This window comes from Hyalangium minutum, from assembly GCF_000737315.1.
Lineage (GTDB): Bacteria > Myxococcota > Myxococcia > Myxococcales > Myxococcaceae > Hyalangium > Hyalangium minutum.
This window is the reverse complement of sequence record NZ_JMCB01000010.1, coordinates 275988-296219: the sequence shown is the minus strand read 5'-3', so window position 1 is coordinate 296219 and position 20232 is coordinate 275988. Positions and strand designations below refer to the sequence as shown.

General features: G+C 68.6%; 7 protein-coding genes. 5 read left to right on the top strand and 2 right to left on the bottom strand.

Translation table 11 applies throughout. From position 1 onward, the window contains the following. The first annotated feature begins 21 nt into the window (after positions 1-21). Both mxcH and DB31_RS26325 read left to right on the top strand, forming a co-directional pair. A complete protein-coding gene (gene mxcH, locus DB31_RS26330; RefSeq protein WP_083968694.1) occupies positions 22-2238 on the top strand; it encodes a TonB-dependent siderophore myxochelin receptor MxcH in 2217 nt (738 codons plus the stop codon). A gap of 32 nt (positions 2239-2270) precedes the next feature. Next, positions 2271-3500 (top strand): hypothetical protein, encoded by a 1230-nt coding sequence (locus DB31_RS26325; RefSeq protein WP_044192496.1) that lies wholly within the window; start codon positions 2271-2273, stop codon positions 3498-3500. Between the two features lie 41 nt (positions 3501-3541). Here the strand turns inward: DB31_RS26325 and DB31_RS26320 are convergent, their stop codons facing one another. Then, a complete protein-coding gene (locus tag DB31_RS26320; protein WP_044192495.1) occupies positions 3542-5302 on the bottom strand; it encodes a hypothetical protein in 1761 nt (586 codons plus the stop codon). A gap of 41 nt (positions 5303-5343) precedes the next feature. Continuing rightward, positions 5344-6486 carry an aldo/keto reductase gene (locus DB31_RS26315; protein ID WP_044192494.1) on the bottom strand — a complete coding sequence of 381 codons (1143 nt, stop codon included), beginning with the start codon at positions 6484-6486 and terminating at the stop codon, positions 5344-5346. 232 nt (positions 6487-6718) lie between these two features. On the opposite strand from DB31_RS26315, the gene DB31_RS26310 reads away from it, so the two are divergent. Genes DB31_RS26310 through pbpC form a run of 3 tightly spaced genes read left to right on the top strand, consistent with a single transcriptional unit; the run spans position 6719 to position 20146 of the window. Continuing rightward, positions 6719-12007, top strand: coding sequence for a hypothetical protein (locus DB31_RS26310; RefSeq protein WP_044192493.1), 5289 nt, complete (start codon positions 6719-6721; stop codon positions 12005-12007). Continuing rightward, the gene (locus DB31_RS26305) at positions 12007-17751 is read left to right on the top strand and encodes an alpha-2-macroglobulin family protein (RefSeq protein ID WP_044192492.1); all 5745 of its coding nucleotides are present in this window, start codon (positions 12007-12009) and stop codon (positions 17749-17751) included. Before DB31_RS26310 ends, DB31_RS26305 begins: the two co-directional genes overlap by 1 nt. Next, positions 17741-20146, top strand: a complete 2406-nt coding sequence (pbpC, locus tag DB31_RS26300; RefSeq protein WP_083968692.1) for a penicillin-binding protein 1C — start codon at positions 17741-17743, stop codon at positions 20144-20146. Before DB31_RS26305 ends, pbpC begins: the two co-directional genes overlap by 11 nt. The last annotated feature ends 86 nt before the right edge of the window (positions 20147-20232 follow it).

Genomic DNA, 20232 nt, shown 5'->3' with positions numbered 1-20232 from the left:
AGGTCTAGCCCGCAGTTGAAAATGAGAACCATTATCATAATCAAGGACAGGCTCGGGCCTCGGGGCAGGCGTGGAGCCCGAGGCGGGCCGCGCTGGGCCCTCGGGGTGTGGCTGCTGGCTGCGGGGCTGGCCCACGCGGAAGAGCCCTCGGCGGGAGCCGAGGCGGAGCCCGTCTACGAAGAGACCATCGAGGTCACGGTCCAGGGCAAGTCGGAGGCGGAGCATCGGGAGCAGTCGGCCGAAGCGGTGCAGGTCGTCGAGACCGAGCACATCCAGCGCGAGGCTGCTGATCTGGGAGAGGCGCTGGCGCGAACCGAGGGGGTGGGGGTGCGCCGCTCGGGGGGGCTCGGCAGCCGCACGCGCCTCTCTCTGGCAGGGCTCACGGACGAGCAGATCCGCGTCTTCGTGGATGGGATTCCGCTGGAGATGGCGGGCTTCGGGCCGGGCCTCGCCAATGTCCCGGTCAACCTGGTTCAGAGCGTCGAGATCTACCAGGGCGTCGTGCCGATTCGCTTTGGAGCCGATGCGCTCGGGGGCGCGCTCAACCTCGTCACCGATCAGGATGTGCGGGACACGGGCGCCGCGGCCTCCTACGAGATCGGGTCCTTCCACACGCACCGGCTCACCGCGGGGGGGCGGTACTTCCACGAGCCCTCCCAGTTCGTCGTTCGTGCCAACGGCTTCTTCGATTACGCGGGGAATGACTATCCCATCGACGTCGAGGCCGCCGACGAACAAGGCCGCGTTCGGCTCACGCGCGTCGAGCGGTTCCATGACGGCTATCGGGCGGCAGGGGCCGGAGTCGAAGCAGGTGTCGTGGAGCGGCCTTGGGCCCAGCTCCTGCTCTTCCGTGTCTTCGCGAGCCAGTACGACAAGGACATCCAGCACAACGTCACCATGGATGTGCCGTACGGCGAGGTGGGCTCCGGAGAGTTCTCCGCGGGCTCCACCGTCCGCTTCGAGCAGACGTTCTCCCAGGGGCTGTCGCTCAATGCCGTGGCGGGCTACACGTGGCGAAGAGCGCACTTCACGGACGTGGGGACGTGCGCCTATGACTGGTTCGGCCGCTGCGTCATCGAGCTCCCCCAGCCGGGTGAGGCCGAGTCCCGGGCTGTCGAGCGCATTGTGGGGCAGCACACCGGCTTTGCGCGGCTGCACATGGGGTGGGATCTCGCCGGCCCCGGGATGCTGCGCTTCTCGCTCGCGCCCACGCTGGTGAGCCGGGTGGGCGAGGACCGCCGCCTCCGCGAGCGCCAGGAGCCCGATCCGCTCCAGGGTGAGCGCAACCTGTTCTCGGCGGTGGGAGGCCTTGAGGTCGAGCTCGACACGCCCGACGACCGCCTGGAGAACATCGCCTTTCTCAAGGGCTACGTTCAGCGGGCTCGCTCGGAGAAGCTTCTGCCCAGCGGGAGTTTCGAGGGGATCGCGCTCGATACATATAGAGGAGGCGTGGGCGACAGCCTTCGCTACCGGCTGTCCCAGCAGCTCTACGCGAAGGTTTCCTATGAGTGGGCCACGCGCCTGCCTCGTCCGGACGAGATCTTCGGAGATGGGATCCTCATCAACGACAACCTCGAGCTGAAGCCCGAGACCAGCCACAACCTCAACCTGGGCCTCGCGACCGACGCCTGGGAGACGCCGGGCGGCACGTTCCGGGCCAGCGTGACGGGGTTTGGACGGCTCGCGGACCAGCTCATCGTCCTCATTGGCCGGGAGAGCTTCTTCACCCACCAGAACGTCTTCGCGGCGCGCTCGCTGGGCGGCACCGGTGCAGCCGGGTGGACCTCTCCGGGGCAGCTCATCGCGCTCGATGGCAACGTCACCTGGCAGGACTTCCGCAACACCTCCAGCGAGGGCACGTTCGGCTCCTTCACCGGCCAGCGCATCCCCAACCGGCCCTACCTCCAGGCCAACGGCAGCGCCCGCTTCCTGCTGAGCAGTCTGATGAGCTCGCAGGATGGGCTCTCACTGACGTGGCACGCGCGCTACGTGCACGCGTTCTTCCGCGCGTGGGAGGGCCTGGGACAGCAGGACTCGAAGCAGGTCGTGCCGTCTCAGTTCCTGCACTCGCTCGCGCTCACCTACGTCGCTCGGGCCTCGCGGACGACGATGAGCTGGACCCTCGACGTACAGAACCTGACCGATGCGCGCGCGTTCGACTTCTTCGGCGTCCAGCGCCCCGGCCGCAGCGTCTTCGCCAAATTCACGGTGGACCTCCTCGGTGGAAGCCCGCCTTGAACCAACCTGTAGATAGAAGAAAGGAACCTTCCATGAAGTTCGTAGCGCACCTCAGAACCCTGTGCCTCGCGGTGACGGCACTCGCCCTCCCTCTCCTGGCAGCCTGTGGCGAGGACAAGCAGGAGCCCGACGACAACACCCCCACGGATACTCCGCTGTATGCCATCACGACCCAGATCGTGACGACCGACACGCCTCAGAGCTACATCGTCCTGACGGACACGCTGGACGTCTCCGGGGAGCTGAAGCTGGAGAACGCCATCGAGCTCCCCGGCCGGGCGCTCGGCGTCGGCATCCCGAAGTCGCGCAGCCTGTTCGTGGGCGGCAGCGAGAACGCCACGGTCACCCGCTACAACCTGACGAGCGACGGCCGCCTGGAGAAGGGCGCCACCGTGAGCTTCGAGGGCAAGGGCGTCGCGTCCATTGGTGAGTACCACAACCAGTTCCAGTTCATCTCGGAGACCAAGGCCTACTACTTCGACGGGCGCACGGCGCAGGTCATCATCTGGAACCCCACCGATATGTCGGTCACGGGCAGCATCGCGCTCCCCGACGTCACGGTCTCAGGGGCGCTGTTGTCCTTCGCCACGCATCCGATCCGCCGTGGCGATCAGGTGATCGTGCCCATGGGCTGGCGGCCGACCACCGGGATCGGCATCACGAAGCAGGCGGGCGTCGTCGTCGTCGACTCGAAGACCGACACGGCGAAGGTCGTGACGGACACGCGCTGCGGCTATGTGCGGGATGGCGTCCTGGGCGCTGACGGGAAGGTCTACCTCGCCACGGAGGTGTACGGGGCGGCGGTTTACCGGGTCGCGGGCGGTGACACGCCGGTGCCGTGCCTGCTCCGGTTCGATCCTCAGTCCCTGACCTTTGATGGGACCTTCTACCAGGAACTCAGCGCGCTCACGAAGGGAGGGACCGTTGGCTCGCTGCTGCCGGGTCCCAATAACACCGCCTACCTGCGCGTCTTCGATGAGAGCCTCTTCCAGGTGCAGCAGGGGACGCACCCCCGCGTGCTGGCGAGCGCGTCCGCGTGGAAGTGGTGGCAGCTGCGGCTCGACACCCTGGCGGCCACGCCGGTCGATAAGCTCCCCGCGACCACGGGCAGCACCTTCATCTTCCCGGCCGGTGATCGGACGATCTTCACCGAGTTCACCAACGGCTCCGCGTCGACGAACCTCCGCGAGCTGACCGATCAGAGTGGCAAGGTGGACGCGAGCCTGTCGGGCATCTCGTTCTCCTTCCTCCAGGTTCGCTGAGCCACCCACGGCCGTGTCGGGGCTCACGAGAGCCCCCTCGGCTACTGGCCGAGCGCCTCGTACTTCACGAGCGTGTAGCGGTACTTCTGCTGGGCGCGCATCTTCGTGGCCAGGGCGCCATGGAGGGCGTCGTCCCAGCGGGTGTACTTCTCGATGAACCGATCCGAGGCCGCCTTGTCTCCGGCGCGCTGGATGGCCAGCACCTCGCGCAGCAGCCGGCCCACCACCTCGGGGTACTTCTCGTAGTGGATGTGGAGGCCGTCCGGGCGGGACTCCAGCAGCCCGTTTTCCAGGAAGTAGTTCATCTGCATGAGCTGCATCGTCTGGTACGGCTGGTCTCGCCTCGGACGGACGATCTGCAGCACGCGCTGAATGCCGCTCGCGTAGAGCTCACGCAGGGTGGTGTCGTCATAGAAGCCGCGCTCGCGCAGCGCTTGGGCGAGGTACAGCGACACCAGGTCCGCCTTCATTTCTTCCAGGGCGCTCGAGTTCTCCTCCAGCGCATCGCTGCTCACCGCGCGCCCCTTCACGTCGCGATCCACACCGAGGTAGTGGCCCACCTCGTGCCAGAGCGTCCGGTTGAAGCCGCCGCTGGGACCGAGGTGGTTGCGGAACGGCTCGGCCATCACCGCCTCCCACGCCGAGCGCCCATTCGCGAAGAGGCTGGGGTGCTTCATGATGTTCGAGCGCAGCAGGATCGTCCGCCCGTACCGCCGCGCGTGCAGCGGATCGTTGGGGAGGATCGTGGCGGTGTTCGTGCCCCGCGCCTGCGCGAAGTCCGCGATGACCTGGTAGACGCCCACGGGAATGTCCGAGCTCACCGTCTTGTGGGGCTCGTAGGGCAGGCTGTCCTCGAAGGCTTGCAGCCCCTGGAGCGCCTTCTCCAGCCTGGCCGTTGCCGCATCATCCCGGAGCAGCACGCTCAGTGAGTAGAACGCCTTGGAGCCGAAGAGCTCGTCGTCATAGACCTCGTAGGCGCCGATCTGGGCGTTGAGCCGCTGGAACCGGCCTCGTACCCAGGCCGCGTCTCCAGACTCGTAGTCATTGGCGAGCAGATCCCGCGCGCGGTTGCGCAGGTAGCCGGCGAACTCGGCGTCATCCGCCTCCACGGCCGAGGCGGCCTCCCAGAGCAGCGAGTGGGCTTTCACCATCTGCGGTGCGTAAGCGACGGCATAGGGCACGGCGTACAGCATCGCCGGGTCCGGCTTCGCGGCCAGCGCGCGGAGCTTGGCGCTCAGCCCGGGATGGAGCCCGTCGAGCACAGGGTATTGCTTCAGCGCATCGAGGTCCTTCCGCAGCGATGCGGCATCGGCCCTGCGGACCACGGTGCGGACATCCAGGATCGAAGCGCGGAGCTCCGGGTGGCGCTCCAGCACCTGCTGCACCTGCTCCTTGGTGATGCCCCAGGGGTAGACGTTCTTGCCCGGGACGATGGAGTCGGTGGGCAGGAAGGGAATCCGCTGGTTCTCCAGCGTGGTGGCGATGGGGCCTTGGAACAGCGTGTAGAACAGGCGCTGCTGCTCCGCGGCCGGACCCTTCTGGCCATCGAGCCGCTTGTGGAGCTCGAGCGCCTTCCGGTGCCGCGAGTCCTCGTAGACCTGCTGGAAGAGCTGCCCCACCTCCAGGAGCTTGGAGAGGGCGGTGCGCTCACCCGGAGTGAGGGTGGACAGGTCCGGCGCAAGCTGGATCGTCTGGGTCTTCTCGAGGATCTGCGCGGCGTGCTGCTCGGTCCAGGCAGGAGTATCGGAGGGGGCGGCCGTGGCGGTGGTCATGAGGAGCACCAAGAGGGGGGCTTGGAACATGGGGCGCGAGTGTACCTGTGCCTCCCGCCTCGCCGTAGGCCTCAGCGGAAGCCCCGGCCGCGATAGCCCCGGGGCTCGCTCCGGATGGGGAGGCCCGCGCGCACCGTGGCGTCGTGGAACTGATCGGTGAAGAACGAGTAGGGGTATTGCGCGGGGGGCTTTCCTGCCTCGTCGAGCCTGGCCGCGAACGCTGGCGGCAGCTCGAAGTCCAGGGCCGCGAGGTTGTCGCGGAGCTGCGCCTCGGTTCGCGCACCGATGACGGTGGAGACGACGCCCGGCCGGTTCGTGACCCAGTTCAACGCGACCTGGGCCGGTGTCCGCCCGAGCTCGGCCGCCGTGGCCGCGAGCATGTCCAGCACCTGCTTCGTCTGGGCCGTGGGCTCGACCGTCGTGTCGGTGACCCACGTCTTCGTGACGCGCCCCTGTCCCTCGAACTGGCCCTGCTCGTTCACCCGGTACTTGCCGCTGAGCAGGCCGTTGGCCAGCGGGCTCCAGGCCGTGAGGCCGATCCCCAGCTCTTGCGCCGCATCGACGAACTCGTACTCGATGGTGCGCGCCAGCAGGCTGTAGTTCACCTGCAACACCGCCACCGGCTCCCAGCCGCGCCACTCGGCCAGTGTCTGCGCCCGCCCGAGGTACCACGCGGGCACATTGCTCAGCCCCACGTAGCGGATCTTTCCCGCCCGCACGAACGTGTCGAGCGTCGACATGACCTCTTCCACGGGCGTGAACGTGTCCCAGAGGTGCACGTGGTAGAGGTCGATCACGTCCGTCCCGAGCCTGCGCAGCGACGCCTCCAGCGCCCGCTGCAACGTCAGGCGAGCGTTGCCTCCCTGGTGGGCGTCACCGGGCACCCCGTAGCCGCACTTCGTCGCGAGCACCACCTCGTCTCGCCGGCCTGACTTGCGCAGGTAGGTGCCCACGAGCTCCTCGCTCCGGCCGTTCTGGTAGCGGTCCGCCGTGTCGATCACGTTGCCGCCCGCGTCCAGGTAGGTCCCGAGGATGCGGTCGATCTCGCCGGGAGGTGACTGCCAGGCCGGATCCCAGCCGTCGCCGAAGGTTCCAGCCCCCAGGGAGAGGGGCGAGATTCGCAGGCCTCGGCGGCCCGCGAGGGTATAGGTGCGAAGGCTGCTGGGGGGACGGGTGGCGGCTGCGTCTGTTCCGGTGTTGCCAAGGCTGCTCATGGGGTTCTTCCTCCGAGTCTCATGCTGAACAGAGGCGCTCTGGCCAGGCAAGCCAGGAGATGTCCCGGGGTGTGGCTCGCCGGAGAGCGCCAGGGAGGAGTCGCAGGAGCCAGTGGTCATCAGGCCACGGGCTCGTGGCTGGGGTGCCACGCCGCAGCCCTGTTGGGGCGAGGCGTGAGTTGGCCCGTGCCTTGCTGTTGAGGCTCCGCGCAAACCCCGCGCGAAAGCCTCCATGAGCCTGCCGCTAATCACGCTCCCCCTGCTGTTGCTCCATGCCGCCTCGGTCTCGCCTCCGGCCGTCCCCGCCCGAGGCGCCCAGGAGGCCATCCTGACGCTCGACAAGGCCGGGCGGTACGTCGTCAAGGCCTCCAGCCCCGCGGGCACGGCCTGCGAGATCGTCGACCACGTCCGAGGGCCTTTTGCGCAGTCCGGAACCGTGGGCCGCTCCAGCTGTGAGCTGGACCTGCTGCTGGACGCGGGCACCTACAAGCTGCGGCTCACCTCGAAGCCCAAGGGCAAGGGCAACGTCGCCCTGTCCGTGAGGCCGTACGAGGAGATCAATGCCCCGCCGCTGCGCCTGGAGCCTCGGCGCGAGGTGCAGCAGCACCTGAAGCCACGCCAGCAAGCTTCGTACTGGCTCAAGATCGACGAGCGCCAGCCGGTGACGCTGCGCATTGCCGGGCGGCACGCCGGAGACGTGCGGCTGTGGCGCACGGGGGAGTGGCTGGAGCCCATCGCCGCGAGAGACACCTCCCCGCGCCCGCGTCCCGGCATGCCCCTCCACGAGTGGTGGTTCGAGACCCTGCTGGAGCCCGGCGTGTACCTGCTGACCGCGTATGGCACGGCCTCCACGGAGTGGACCGAGAGTGGGGGGGACGACTCGGGCCTCACGGTGGCGTGGGGCTTCCCCCAGGCCTCCGAGGATCGGCAGGCCAGCCTGACCCTGCCGGAGACGGGGCTCGCCACGCTGGAGTTTCCCAACGAGCCCTCTGCGTTCTTCCTCTCTCGCGAGGGTAGTTCCAAGTCCACCACGCGCCTGAGCCTGCACTCCATGAGGGAGAATGGAGCCACCAACCTGTTCGCCTCGGCTGAGTCCAGCTGTGAGATCGACGGCAAGGCGCTTGTCCCCGAGTGCAGCGCGTTCGCCCGGAGCAAGAGCCGCCGGGTCGCGCTCATCCGGGGCGAGCCTGGCACCCGCGTGACGCTGCGGTGGGCCCGCCTGCTGGACGGAGCGTGGCGGGATGGCGTCTACGGAACCGGAGCGCAGGCCATCAGCTTCGTCGCGGAGAAGGACGCGGACTACCTCGTCGCGGTTCATGAGACGCCGCTCGATCAGGACAGTGCCCCCGTGGGGTGCACGCTGAACGAGGTGTTCGTGATGGCCGATTCCGTGCAGCGGGGGAGGGACCTGCTGGAGGTGAGCCCGGACCGCCCGTTCCGCCGCGCCTTCAACTACAACGGCAGCTCCTCCACGCTGCAGTTCGAGGTCACCCGCTCCGGGCGCTATGTCGTCCAGACGGCTGGCGAGCGGAAGACCCGCTGCGAGCTGTTCCGCTACGACGGCAAGCAGACCTCGCGGCTCACGGAGACGCAGCCGAGTGCCGTCACCTGCCGCGTCGCCTTTCCCGCGACGCCGGGCATGTACGAGCTTCGCCTCTTTGGAGGGACCGAGGGCATCGAGACGGTGACGCTCGCGGCGGACGGGCCACCGCCCACGACGGAGACGGCCACCAAGGTGTCCTGCCTCTTCCCAAGGGTGTCACTGCGGGCGGGGGGGAGCTACCTGATGAGCACCACCCGGAACTCGGAGAAGGCGGTCCGGGGCCTGTTCCTCCGTCCGCTGCCGCTCACTCTCAGCGAGCCCCTGGCGCTGGTTCTCAACGGGCGCAAGAGCTTGAAGCTCCCGTTGAGTGCGGGCAGGCCGGTGGAGATCCGCGCGCTGAGTGGTGAGCCGTTCCAGTGCTCGCTCGGTGAGACGCGGGTGAACACCCAGGGTGGGCTCTGCACGGTGCCCGGCACGGGCGGGGAGCTCACGCTCGAGAACCCGGGGACCTCGGCCCTCACGCTCTCTCTGCGCCGGCCGGCTCCTCCTCCCGCGGCGCCGCCGCCACTGCTCGCCTGGAGCCCGAGCCTCGCGCCGCTGCCGGTGCTCGGGACGGAGACCCCCATGTGGCTCGACTTCGAGCGGGAGCAGTCGCACGCGCTCGTCTTCCATGTGAAGGACGCCGGGCTCTACCACGTGACGACCCAGGGCCTGCTGTCCACCGAGTGCCACATCCGGACGCCCGTGGTGCAACAGGTGGGAGCAGCGTCGGGAGGAGGGCGTGGGCGCAACTGCCTCGTCTCCACGTACCTGCGTCCCGGACGCTACCTGCTCGATGTGCGCACGGCGGGCCAGAGCCGGGGCCGGGGCGCGGTGGTGCTCGATCGCCGCGCCGTGAAGCCCGCGGAGGGCCTGGGCGGCGAGGCGGAGGTCTTCTTCCGCGCCGATGCGGGAGACCTCATCCAGCAGAAGCTCCGCGTGCCCAAGCAGGGCGCTTATATGTTGAGCACCGCGGCGCAGAGCGGCTCGCTCCAGTGCCGGCTCGATGATCCGCAGGGCTGGCCAGTGGTGCCCATTCCCTCGCCCTGCACGAGCACGATGAGGCTCGCGTCCGGGAACTACCTCTGGACGCAGCTCCCGCTCACGGTGGAGAGCATGCGGCGCACGTCGCTCGAGCGGGTGCGGCCCACCGTGACGCTCAAGGGCAACAAGATGCACCCGCTGCCGTTCAACGCCTGGTCTCGCGTGGAGCTGGGCAAGGATGGCAAGGACGAGTTCTCGTTCGAGCTCCCCGCACCGGTGGACGTCGCCTTCGCGCTGACGCACGGGATGCAGGGGCGCCTCTACCGGGTGGGTGCGGACAACCAGCTCAAGCCGGTGGAGACGATCGCCCCGATGACGCCGGACCTGACGCGTCCGCAGGGCGTGACGATGCCTCGGGTTCGCACGGATGTGCCGCCACCGGAGCCCACGTCCGAGGAAGGGGAAGAGGGAGAGGGTTCGTCCGAGGAGAGCTACGAGGAGGCGCCGCCACCCGAGCCGTCCTACGCCGAGGAGGTGCCTGACGAATCCTCGAGTTCCTCTGAGGGACCACTGCCGGAGACCGATGCCCCCGCGCCTGCGGGCAGGACGTTGAAGCTGCAGCCGGGAACGTACCGGCTGATCACCGAGCACAGCCGCGGTGATGTGGCGATCACCTATGCCCTCTACCTCCGTGTCGATGTCCTGGTGCCTGGGGTGGTCCGCGTGGTGAATGTGCCCGACCGGCTCCCTTTGCGATTGCCGGCCGAGGGCACGCTGCGGCTCTCCACGCGAGGCGATACGGACGTCCGCTGCCGCATCTTCGACAGCGAGGGCCGCCTGGTCGTGGAGAACGCTGACCGTGGTGCGGACTGGAACTGCGCGATCGCCGAGCCGTTCGCCGCCGGGGACTACACGCTGGTGCTCGAGAGCCAGACGCAGCAGCCCGGCCCGACGCGCGTCTCGGTCGCGGTGGCGAAGATGACGGATGCAGGCACGCTCGCGGACCCGATGGCGCTCAAGCTGGATGCGGGCGTGCAGCGCGCCATGCTCCCCGCGGTGGCGGGGGACGGGGTGCAGGAGCTCACGCTTCGCTCCAAGACGGCCATTGCCTGCGCGCTCGAGGATGACCAGGGTGCGGTTGTCACGCGGCAGCTCGACACGCGCGAGTGCGTGCTGCTCGTCCGGCCCGGCGGTGCTGCTTGGCGGGTGCGCGTGTGGACGATGGACAGCAGCGCCCAGGTGACGGCCTCACTGGTCACTCGCACGCTGGCCTCCTCCTCCGGCGGCAGCATTCCGGCGGGAGCGGCGGTGCTGGCGAAGATTCCACAGCCCGGCCGCTATCAGACGGGCGCGGGAGTGTACTGCCTGCCCTCGGGCCAGAAGGGGGCGCTGCGGAACTGCGCGGATGAGGTCTCCCTGGAGGCGGGCGAGTGGATCTTCAGTGGCGCCGGGACGCAGGAGACCGCGCTGAAGCTCAGCGAGGTGGTGGACGCGATCGACAGCCCCAAGACGGAGCGCGCCCGCCTCACCCGCGACGTCTCGCTGCTGCGACAGTCGAGCAAGGCCTCCGCGCTGCACCTCTTCCAGGCCACTGTGCAGGTGGGAGACCGGAGCAACCCCGCCTGTGCACTCGTGGGCGGGACGGCTCGTCAGGATGACTTCATGTGCGTGGCGGCCACGGGGCCCACCCAGCAGTCCCTGGCACGGTGGTGGACGCCCGCTTTCAGCCCGAGTGATGCGTCCCTGATGCGGCTCTCGGTGCCCGTTCCCTCGGTCGTGGCCTCGCTGCAGCAGGGGGGGCAGAACTTCGTCTGGTCTCAGGGGCCAGCGATCGAGCTGCGCATGCTGTCGACGCCTTCGCGGGTACAGCTCACCCTGCCGAAGAGTGCTTGGGCCGTGCAGGTGGATGAGCAGGGCAGGGCGGTGGATCTCTGCGCGCCCGCTTCGAGCCTCGCGGCCTGCGTGCTCACGGGCAAGGGAGGCTCCCTCTTCGTCTACGCTCCCGAGGAACAGCGCGTGCAGTCCGAGTTGGTCTCGATCGATCCCACGCCGCGCCGCGAGACCTTGGATCGCCTGTTCGAGGCGGTGAGCACCAGACCCTCGCAGCAGCGCCTCGTGTTCAATGCGCAGCCTGCACCTCGGTTGCTGAGCATCACGGGCGCGCTTCGCTGTGTGACGACGCTCGACAATGGAGCCCGGCTGGAGGGCTGCGAGACCCGGATCCCGCCGGGCCGCTCTGGAGAGTCGGTGGTGGACCTGGGCATTGGAGGTGTCCGCGCTGTGCTTACCCCGCCCACCGAGCTGCTGAGCGCTGCCCTGGGGAGCTTCTCGGCCCAGTCGCCGGTTCTGCCCCCAGCCCAGGCGCTCAAGCTGAGCGGCTCCCGCGTGGATCGCTCCTTCACGCTCGTGTCCGAGGCGGTGGTGCATGTCCGGTCGGACTCGGGCGTGTGTGGCATCGTCCAGGACAGCACGCCCATCCGGGTCCAGGGCAGCGAGAAGGGCTGCGCGCTGGATGAGGTGCTCAAGCCCGGCAACTACCGCCTGGCCGTGCGCGGCTTCGCGGATCGCACACTCTCCGGCCACCTCAGCTGGACCCAGGAACTCATCCAGGAGCTGAAGGAGGGCGTGGCGAGCGAGGAGAGCTGGATCTCGCCCTCGCAGACACGCTTCTTCCGGTTCTCCACGGAGTCCCCTGGCCGCATCGGCCTCGGGCTCCAGGTGCCCGCCGAGCTGCTCGAGTGCAGCGTGCTCGATCTGGAGCAGCGCGTGCTCGGCGAGGGCTGTCAGCAGTTCCTGCAGCTCGACAAGGGCGCTTACCTGCTCGCCGTCCACGCGCCCTCCACGGCGCGTCCCCTCAAGTTCAAGCCCGTCCTCGTGGGGCTCGCCGGCGCCAAGGCCGACGTCCCCGAGGAGTACCTGCGCAACTTCTTCCAGCGGATTGGAGTGAACCCGTGATGTCCGTCTTCCCGAGAGCCACCATGCTCCTGGTCCTGCTCGCGGTCTTCCCCGCGGCGGCCCAGGACTACCGCCCTGCTGACGAGAGCCAGCGTCCCGAGGGCGGCTCCACCCGGATCCTCCCCGAGCAGTTCCTGCGCGGGTTCGACCCGGTGACCGTGTACTTCCCCGACAACGAGGGCCCCGGCAAGCGTCCGGCGGACGACGGGGCGAAGCTGCTGAAGATCACACCCTCGTGGCCCGGCCAGTACTTCTGGGCGGACAAGAAGACGCTCCAGTTCCGGCCTGCCGAGCCGTGGCCTCCGCTGCAGCGCTTCGCCTTCGAGACCCGCGGCGCGCGCAAGGTGCTGACGACGATGATGTCCGCGCCGTCCACCATGGCTCCCCACGCGGGCAGCACGGACCTGAGGCCGTTTCGCACGCTGACCCTCACGTTCCCGCAGCCGCTGCCGCTCGCCGCGCTCAAGCAGATGCTCAAGCTGGAGATCCGCGACCTGCCTGGGCTGGCCGACTCGCCCACGCGGGTGGTGAAGGACTTCAACCTCTCGCAGCTGCCTCGGGACAACCAGCGCAGCCCGGCTGTCTACGCCGTCACGCTCGACGAGGACGTGCCCGAGGGCAAGCAGCTCCGGGTGACGGTGAGCCTGGCGCTCGGGGACGAGGACAAGATGCTCTGGACGGGCCGGCTGTCCACCCGTCCCGCGTTCCACCTCCAGTCCGTCCAGTGCAGCTCCGCCACATTCGCGCTGGTGGGTGGGGCCTCGGTGCCTCGGGACATGGCGCTCTCGTGTGGCAACCAGGGTGATCTGCCGCAGCTCGTCTTCTCCGCGAACGTGCAGGACCTGACGCTCACCGCGCTCAAGAAGCTGGTGCGCCTGGAGCCCGCCGTGCCGGACATGCACTTCGAGAGCTACGGCAGCCGCGTTGCGCTGCGCGGCAAGTTCGTCCCGGACACGCTCTACCAGATGCGGATCGCCTCCGCGCCGATCCGGGACGACAGCGGCCGCCCGCTGCGCGATCCCGGGGATGTGAAGGTGTTCTTCCACCTCGGGTGGAAGGCCCCGTTCCTGCGCTGGGGCCAGTCGCAGGCGATCATCGAGTCCAAGGGGCCTCGGATGTTGCCGCTCCAGGGCTACGGGGATGCGCGTGCGGACGTGCGCATCTACCGGATCGATCCGCTCCACGAGGGCCTCTGGCCTTTTCCTGCGCGCCCCGTTGTCATCAACGAGGAGAGTGCGCCGCCGTTCCCGGGGGAGGAGCCGTCCACGCCCGCCAACACCGCGGGCTACATCGGAGCGGAAGAGCTGCAGGCTCATGTGCGGTTGCTGGGCTCGCCGCTGATCTCCCGGGTGGTGGACCTGCCGCTCGCGAGCAAGAGTGGGACGACGGCGTTCGGCCTCGATCTGGGACCCCTGCTGGATGAGGCCGTGGGCCGCCAGCGTCCGGGCTCGTACCTCGTGGGCCTGCGTCGGCTCACGGGGGCGCCCGAGCGGGCCTATGTCCGCGTGCAGGTGACGAACCTCTCTCTCACGGCGGTAGAGGAGCGCGAACGCGCCCTGTTCTTCGTTCGTAGCCTGGATGAGGCCCGCGAGATCCGTGGCGCGAAGATCGTCATTGAAGGCATGCGCCGCGCACCAGATCCGAAGAACTATGGGGGGACGATCTCCGTGCCGTTCGCGCTGCCGCTCACCACGGACGAGGGCGGGCGTGCGATGCTGGGGCCTCAGACGGACTGGGAGAGCATCAAGCGCATCTCGGTCCAGAGCGGTGAAGACATCCTCGTGTTGGATCCGCGCGAGCCACCCGCCGCCTTCGCGCAGAACCACTGGTCCCCGTCGTCCGGGTTCCTCGAGTGGATTGGCCAGCAAATCCCTCCGCCTCGGAACGATGCGCTGCTCGGGTTCATCTTCACCGAGCGGCCCATCTACAAGCCCGGTGAGAAGGTCTTTATCAAGGGCTTCGCGCGGCGGAAGGTCGGAGGAGAGCTGCGGCTCGCTGGAGACCTCGAGGACTATGTGGTGCGGGTCGATGGGCCAGGGGATCAGCACTGGCAGCTGGAGACGAAGGTCTCGGCGTTGGGCGTCTCCGCGGAGTTCGACGAAAAGAACGTGCCTACGGGAGAGTTCCACGCCGTCCTGGTGGGGACGCGCACGGGGACCGAGGTGGCCCGGCGCTCGTTCCAGATCGAGGCCTACCGCGTCCCGCAGTTCGAGGTGCAGCTCTCGGCGGCGAGCACCGTGCGGCTGGACGCGCCGTTCAAGGTGAAGGCGGTGGCGCGCTACTACGCGGGCGGCAACGTCGCGGGGCAGCCCATCGCGTGGACGGTGACGCGCCGGCCGCACTACTACGTGCCGAAGGGCCGGGAGGGGTTCCTCTTCGCGTCGAGCACCCAGTTCGCCCGCGAGGGCCAGAGCCGCGCCCCGGAGAGCATCCGCCGGAACGCGGAGCTGGACGAGGGCGGTGCGGACGAGATCCAGGTGAACCCGGCGCTGGACCTGGACGGCAGCGCCCGAGTCTACCGCTTCGAGGCCACGGTGACGGGCGCGGACAACCAGCCGGTGTCCGCCGTCACGGAGGTGAAGGCGCTGCCGCCCTTCGTGCTGGGCATGAAGCTGCCGCGCTACTCGGACAAGCCCTTCGAGCTGAAGCCGGAGATCGTCGCCGTGGGCGTGGATGACAAGTCCATCAAGGGCCAGGAGGTGACGGTGCGGCTGTTCCGGCGCGTCTGGCACAGCCAGCTCCGCGAGACGCACTTCGCCACCGGCGACGCCCGGTACGTGACGGAGCAGGAGGATGTGAAGCTGAGCGAGCAGGTGGTGACGACGGACATGCAGCCAGTGTCGCCCACGTTCGGGCTCAAGGAGGCGGGCGTGTACGTGGTGGAGCTGGTCGCCCGCGACAAGCTGGGCCGGGTGCAGACGCTCTCGGCGGACCTGTATGTGGGCGGGCAGACGCCGATGGCGTGGAAGAAGCCGCGCCAGGGCGTCTTCGAGCTGGCCACGGACAAGCCCAAGTACCGGCCGGGGGACACCGCGCGCATCATCATCCAGAGCCCGTTCCAGCAGGGCCGCGCGCTGGTCGTTGTCGAGGAGCCGGGCGGCAACACGTACACCTGGCGCGAGGTCTCCGGCGGCAAGGCGGTGTACGAGCTGCCCATCAAGGGCAACCACGTTCCGAACATCGCCGTGCACGTGGCGCTCATGCGTGGCCGGCTGGGGGAGGGGAAGACGGAGGACGCCCGGTACCGGCCGCAGACGCTCGGGGCGTCGATCGACATCGAGGTGGAGCCCATCCGCAATCAAGTGCTGGTGGACCTCAAGCATCCGGACACGGCGCGGCCTGGGACGAAGATCCCCGTGGAGCTGTCGCTCAAGGATGAGAAGGGCGCGCCGCTGGCGGGCGAGGTGACGCTGTGGCTCGTGGACGAGGCCGTGCTCTCGTTGGCGCCCGAAGGTCCGCTGGATCCGCTGAGCGCGTTCATCACCCGGAACGCCCGGGGCACCACGTTGAGGGACACGCGCAACAGCCTGGTGGGAAAGCTCTTCGAGCAGGAGGATCCGGGCGGCGATGGCGACGAGGAAGAGGCCAATGTGATGAGCGGCAAGCGCATCGTGCGGAAGAACTTCCAGACCGTGCCTTACTACCAGGCGACCGTGCAGGTGCCTGCGTCTGGCCGGCTCACGGTGGAGGTGCCGCTCTCGGATGACCTGACCAACTTCCGAGTGCGCGCGGTGGCGGCGTCCGGGGCACAGCGGTTCGGGTTCAAGCAGCAGACGCTCAAGGTGCGGCTGCCAGTGCTGGTGCAGCCGCAGCTGCCGCGCTTCGTCCGCCAGGGCGACCGGTTCTGGGGCGGAGCGGTGGGGCGCGTCGTCGAGGGCAACGGCGGCCCGGGCGCGGTGAGCATCCGTCTCTCGGGGCCGGTGGAGGCCAGGCCCTTCAACCAGGCCGTGGAGCTGCAGCTCAACAAGGCGATGTCGTTCGTCACACCCATCCAGGTGAAGGAGGCGGACGTGTCCAAGCCCCACACGCTCACCGTCCGCGTGGATGTGGAGCGCAAGGCCGACAAGGCTGGGGACGCGTTCGAGGTGCAGCTGCCCGTGCTCCCTGATCGCGTCGCCGAGCAGTTCGCATACTTCGACACGCTGAAGGCGGGGAAGACGGCGCTGAAGGCCATCCCCGAGCCCACCCGGCCCGGCACGGCCTCCCAGGAGGTGGTCGCCTCGTCCATCCCAGGCGTGCTCGAGCTCTTCTCGGGTGTGGAGTACCTCGCGGCGTACCCGCACGGCTGCCTCGAGCAGAAGATGTCGAAGCTCTACCCGGACGTGGTGCAGAGCCTCCTCTTCAAGCAGCTCGGCGTGGAGACCCCGTTCACGAAGCAGCTCGGCCTCCACGTGAAGCGGCTCCAGGAGGAGATGCCCACCTATCAGGACTCGAGCGGCCTGTTCGCGTTCTGGCCTGGCGGCCCTGGCGATGTGCAGGTGACGTCTCAGGCGGTGGAGTTCCTGCAGGCCGCCCGGCGCGCCGGAATTCCGGTGGACGGGAAGCTCCTGGAGCGCGCGACCGCATCGCTCCAGCGCGTGCTGCGCAGTGACTACCCAGGGCTGATCCCGGATTGGCGCTACAACCAGCAGGTCTCCGCGCTCCGGGCGCTCTCCTGGGCTGGCTCGATGGACGAGCACTACCTCGTCGGGCTGTTCCACGAGCGCGAGCACATGGATGCAATGGCGCTGGCGGACCTGGCCAGCGCCATGTCGCTGCAGCCGAAGGTCTACCGGACCAACCTGGACGCGCTGAAGAGCGAGCTGTGGGACCGGGTGATCATCAAGCTCAGCCGCGGCAAGCAGGTCTTCGAGGGTATCAAGCAGGGCCGCAACTACTGGGGCTATGGCTATCTCTCGTCCGAGCCCGCCATGGTCGCCGCCGTCTTCGAGGCCCTCTTGCGGCTGGACCCCACCGATCCCCGGCACGATCTGGTGAGAGACGCGCTGCTCTCCTACGCCAACGCCACCAAGGGCTTCCCCAGCACCTATGAGAACCGGCGCGCCATCGCCGCGCTGGCCATCTACCTGGAGCGCGCCAAGCCCAACGTGCCCAACTCCACCATCGCCCTCTCGTCCGGCAAGACGCTCACCGTGAACGGGGAGACCAAGACGGCGAAGGCTTCCATTGTCTCGGACAAGCCGCTGGAGGCCACGGTGACGGGCGGGCCTGTGGGGGTGCGCGTTGCGTACCAGTACGTGCCTGCCGTGTCGGGCGACAAGGTGACGTCGATCCAGCGCGGGTTCCTCGTCTCCCGCGGCGCGACGCACCTGCACGCGGATGGCTCGGACCAGACCCGCTTCCAGGACAAGGCCGGGGAGACGCAGACGCTGAAGGTGGGGGACATCCTCGAGATCCATGCGCAGCTGGTGAACGATCAGGCGCGGCCTCATGTCGCGTTCGTGGTGCCATTCGCCGCGGGGCTCGAGCCGCTCAACCCCGCGCTCGAGAACGCGGGCTCGGACGCGAAGCCCTCTCAGGAGGACTCGATCTCACCGGCGTACGTGCAGCGGCTGGACCACGAGGTCCGCTACTACTTCCTGCAACTGCCCAAGGGCACCCATACGTTCCACTTCCGCGTCCGCGCGGCGACGGAGGGCTCGTTCGTTCATCCCGCGGCCTATGCCGAGCAGATGTACCGCGAGGAGGTTCGCGGCCGTGGCGAGGGCCTGCGCGTCGTGATCCAGGGAGCCAATGAGCACTAAGCGCACAGCGATGGCGTTCCTTCGGCGCCTCACACCTCGGCTGCGATCGAAGCGGACGTGGGCGGTGCTCACGATGCTGCTGGCCGGTGCCGCGGGGCTGTACGTCCGCGCGCTGGACGACACGCTCCACTCCGTGGAGCCCTCTCGGCTCATCCTCGATCGTCGGGGCCGGTACCTCGGCGAGGTGCCCGCGGGAGATGGAGAGCTGGGGTATTGGCCGCTGCCTTACGTCATGCCCGAGCGGGTGGTCGCGGCGACGCTCGTCACCGAGGACCAGTACTTCTACGAGCACCCCGGCGTGTACCTGCCCTCCGTGGGGCGCGCGGTCCTGCAGAATGTGAGGAATGGCCGGGTCATCTCGGGCGCGTCCACGCTCGCGATGCAGGTGGCGCGCATTCAGTCTCCGGGAGACCGCACCTTGCCGCGGAAGGCCGCGGAGGCCTTGGAGGCGCTGTTGCTCATCCGAGGGCACGGACACGAGCAGGTGCTGCGCCAGTACCTGACGTTCGCGCCGTACGGGAACCGGGCGCACGGGGTGGCCCGCGCCTCGCGGCTGTACTTCGACAAGCCAGTGGAGGATCTCTCGTGGGCCCAGGCGGCCTTCCTTGCCGGGCTGCCGCAGATGCCGGGGCGCATGAACCCCTTCACTCCGGACGGGCTGAAGCGCGCGCGGAAGCGCAGCCACCGGATCCTGCGGGAGCTTCGGAACAAGGGTTTCCTGACGGTTGAGGAACTTCATCAGGCGCTCCAGGCGGACCTGGGATTGATGTCTCGTCCACGCCGCCAGCCTGAGGCCATGCACGCCGTGCTGGAGTGGAGCGCGCAGGCGAAGCGCCGACAGGCTCCCATCTCTGTGGCGACGCTCGATCTGGAGATCCAGGAGCAGGTGGCCTCGATCCTCCGTGACAACCTGCGGCGGATCGAGGACTCGGGGGCGGGGAACACCTCCGCGCTGGTGGTGGACACGGCCACGGGCGACATCCTCGCGTGGGTGGGCTCGCGGGACTTCTTCTCCGAGGAGCACAAGGGCGCCATCGACTTCGTGGTGACGAAGCGCTCACCGGGCTCGGCGCTCAAGCCGTTCATCTATGCGCTCGGACTGGAGAAGGGAGCATTCACGGCCGCCTCCGAGCTCCCGGACACGCAGATGGAGGTGCGCAGTGACTCTATCGGGGCGTATTTGCCGGAGAACATCAACCACACCTTCATGGGCCCCATGCTCCTGCGGGAGGCGCTGGCGAACTCGCGCAACATCCCCGCGCTCCGGGTGCTCTCGGAGGTGGGCGTGGAGCCCGCGCTGCGTTTCTTCGAGAGCGCGGGGGTGAAGGACATCGGTTGGGAGCCGGATCGGTACGGCCTGGGACTTGCGGTGGGGAACCTGCCCGTGACGTTGGAGGAACTCGCACGGCTGTACGGCGCCCTGGCGCGAGAGGGCGAGAGCCTGCCGCTGCGCCGCTTCGTGGATGAGCCCTCGGCCGCTCCGAAGCGGTTGCTCCACCGGGAGACGGCGCAGCTGGTCCGGCATCTGCTCTCGGATCCACAGGCACGCCGGCCCATGTTCCCGGTGGGAGGACCCTTGGACTTTCCCTATGCCGTGGCGGTGAAGACCGGCACGAGCCAGGGTTACCGTGATGCCTGGACGGTGGCGTTCAGCGATCGGTTGCTCGTGGCGGTGTGGGTGGGGAACCACGACTGGCGGCGCATGCGGGGCGTGGGCGGAGCGAATGGTGCGGCGGTGGCGGCGCACCGGATCATGGACAGGGTGATGGCGAGTCACCGGCCCTGGCAGCCGATCCTCGATGTGTTTCCGCCACCCGATGGAGCGGTGGCGGTGGATGTCTGCCCGTTGTCGGGCCGGCTCGCGAGCACGGACTGTCCTCACCGCAAGAGCGAGTGGTTCTTCCCCGGCAGTGCGCCCACGGAGCGCTGTCCGTTCCACTCACAGGTGAAGCTGGATCGGCGCAACGGGCTGCGGGCGGGGGCCACGTGTCCTGCGTCCGAAATCATCAGCCGTGTGATGTTGGACCTGCCGGACACGTACACGCGGTGGGCGAGGAGCCAGCACCTGGACCTCGCGCCCAGGCAGGAGAGTCCGTTGTGCCCGAGCCGTGAGGAGTCCGTGATGCCCAAGGTGGCAATCCGGGAGCCGCGCGGCACGGTGCGGCTGCTCTTCGATCCAGACACTCCGGCCTCCTCCTCGACGCTGCGCTTGGAGGCGGAGGTGACGCCGAGCACGGAGCAGATCGTGTGGCTCGTGGATGGAGTGCCGGTGGCCACCGTGGCCTATCCCCACGAGTACCGGTGGAGTGTGACGCCGGGCCGGCACGTCATCACCGCAGCCATGTCCCGGCACGCGGAGGTGAGCCAGCCGCTCACCGTGTTCGTCGAGGACTGAGGTTTCGCAACTGTCGCGATCTCACAAATCATCTCGCCAGCTCGACCTCCGATGGGTTGAGTTGGAGACTGCTCCCTCCGACATTA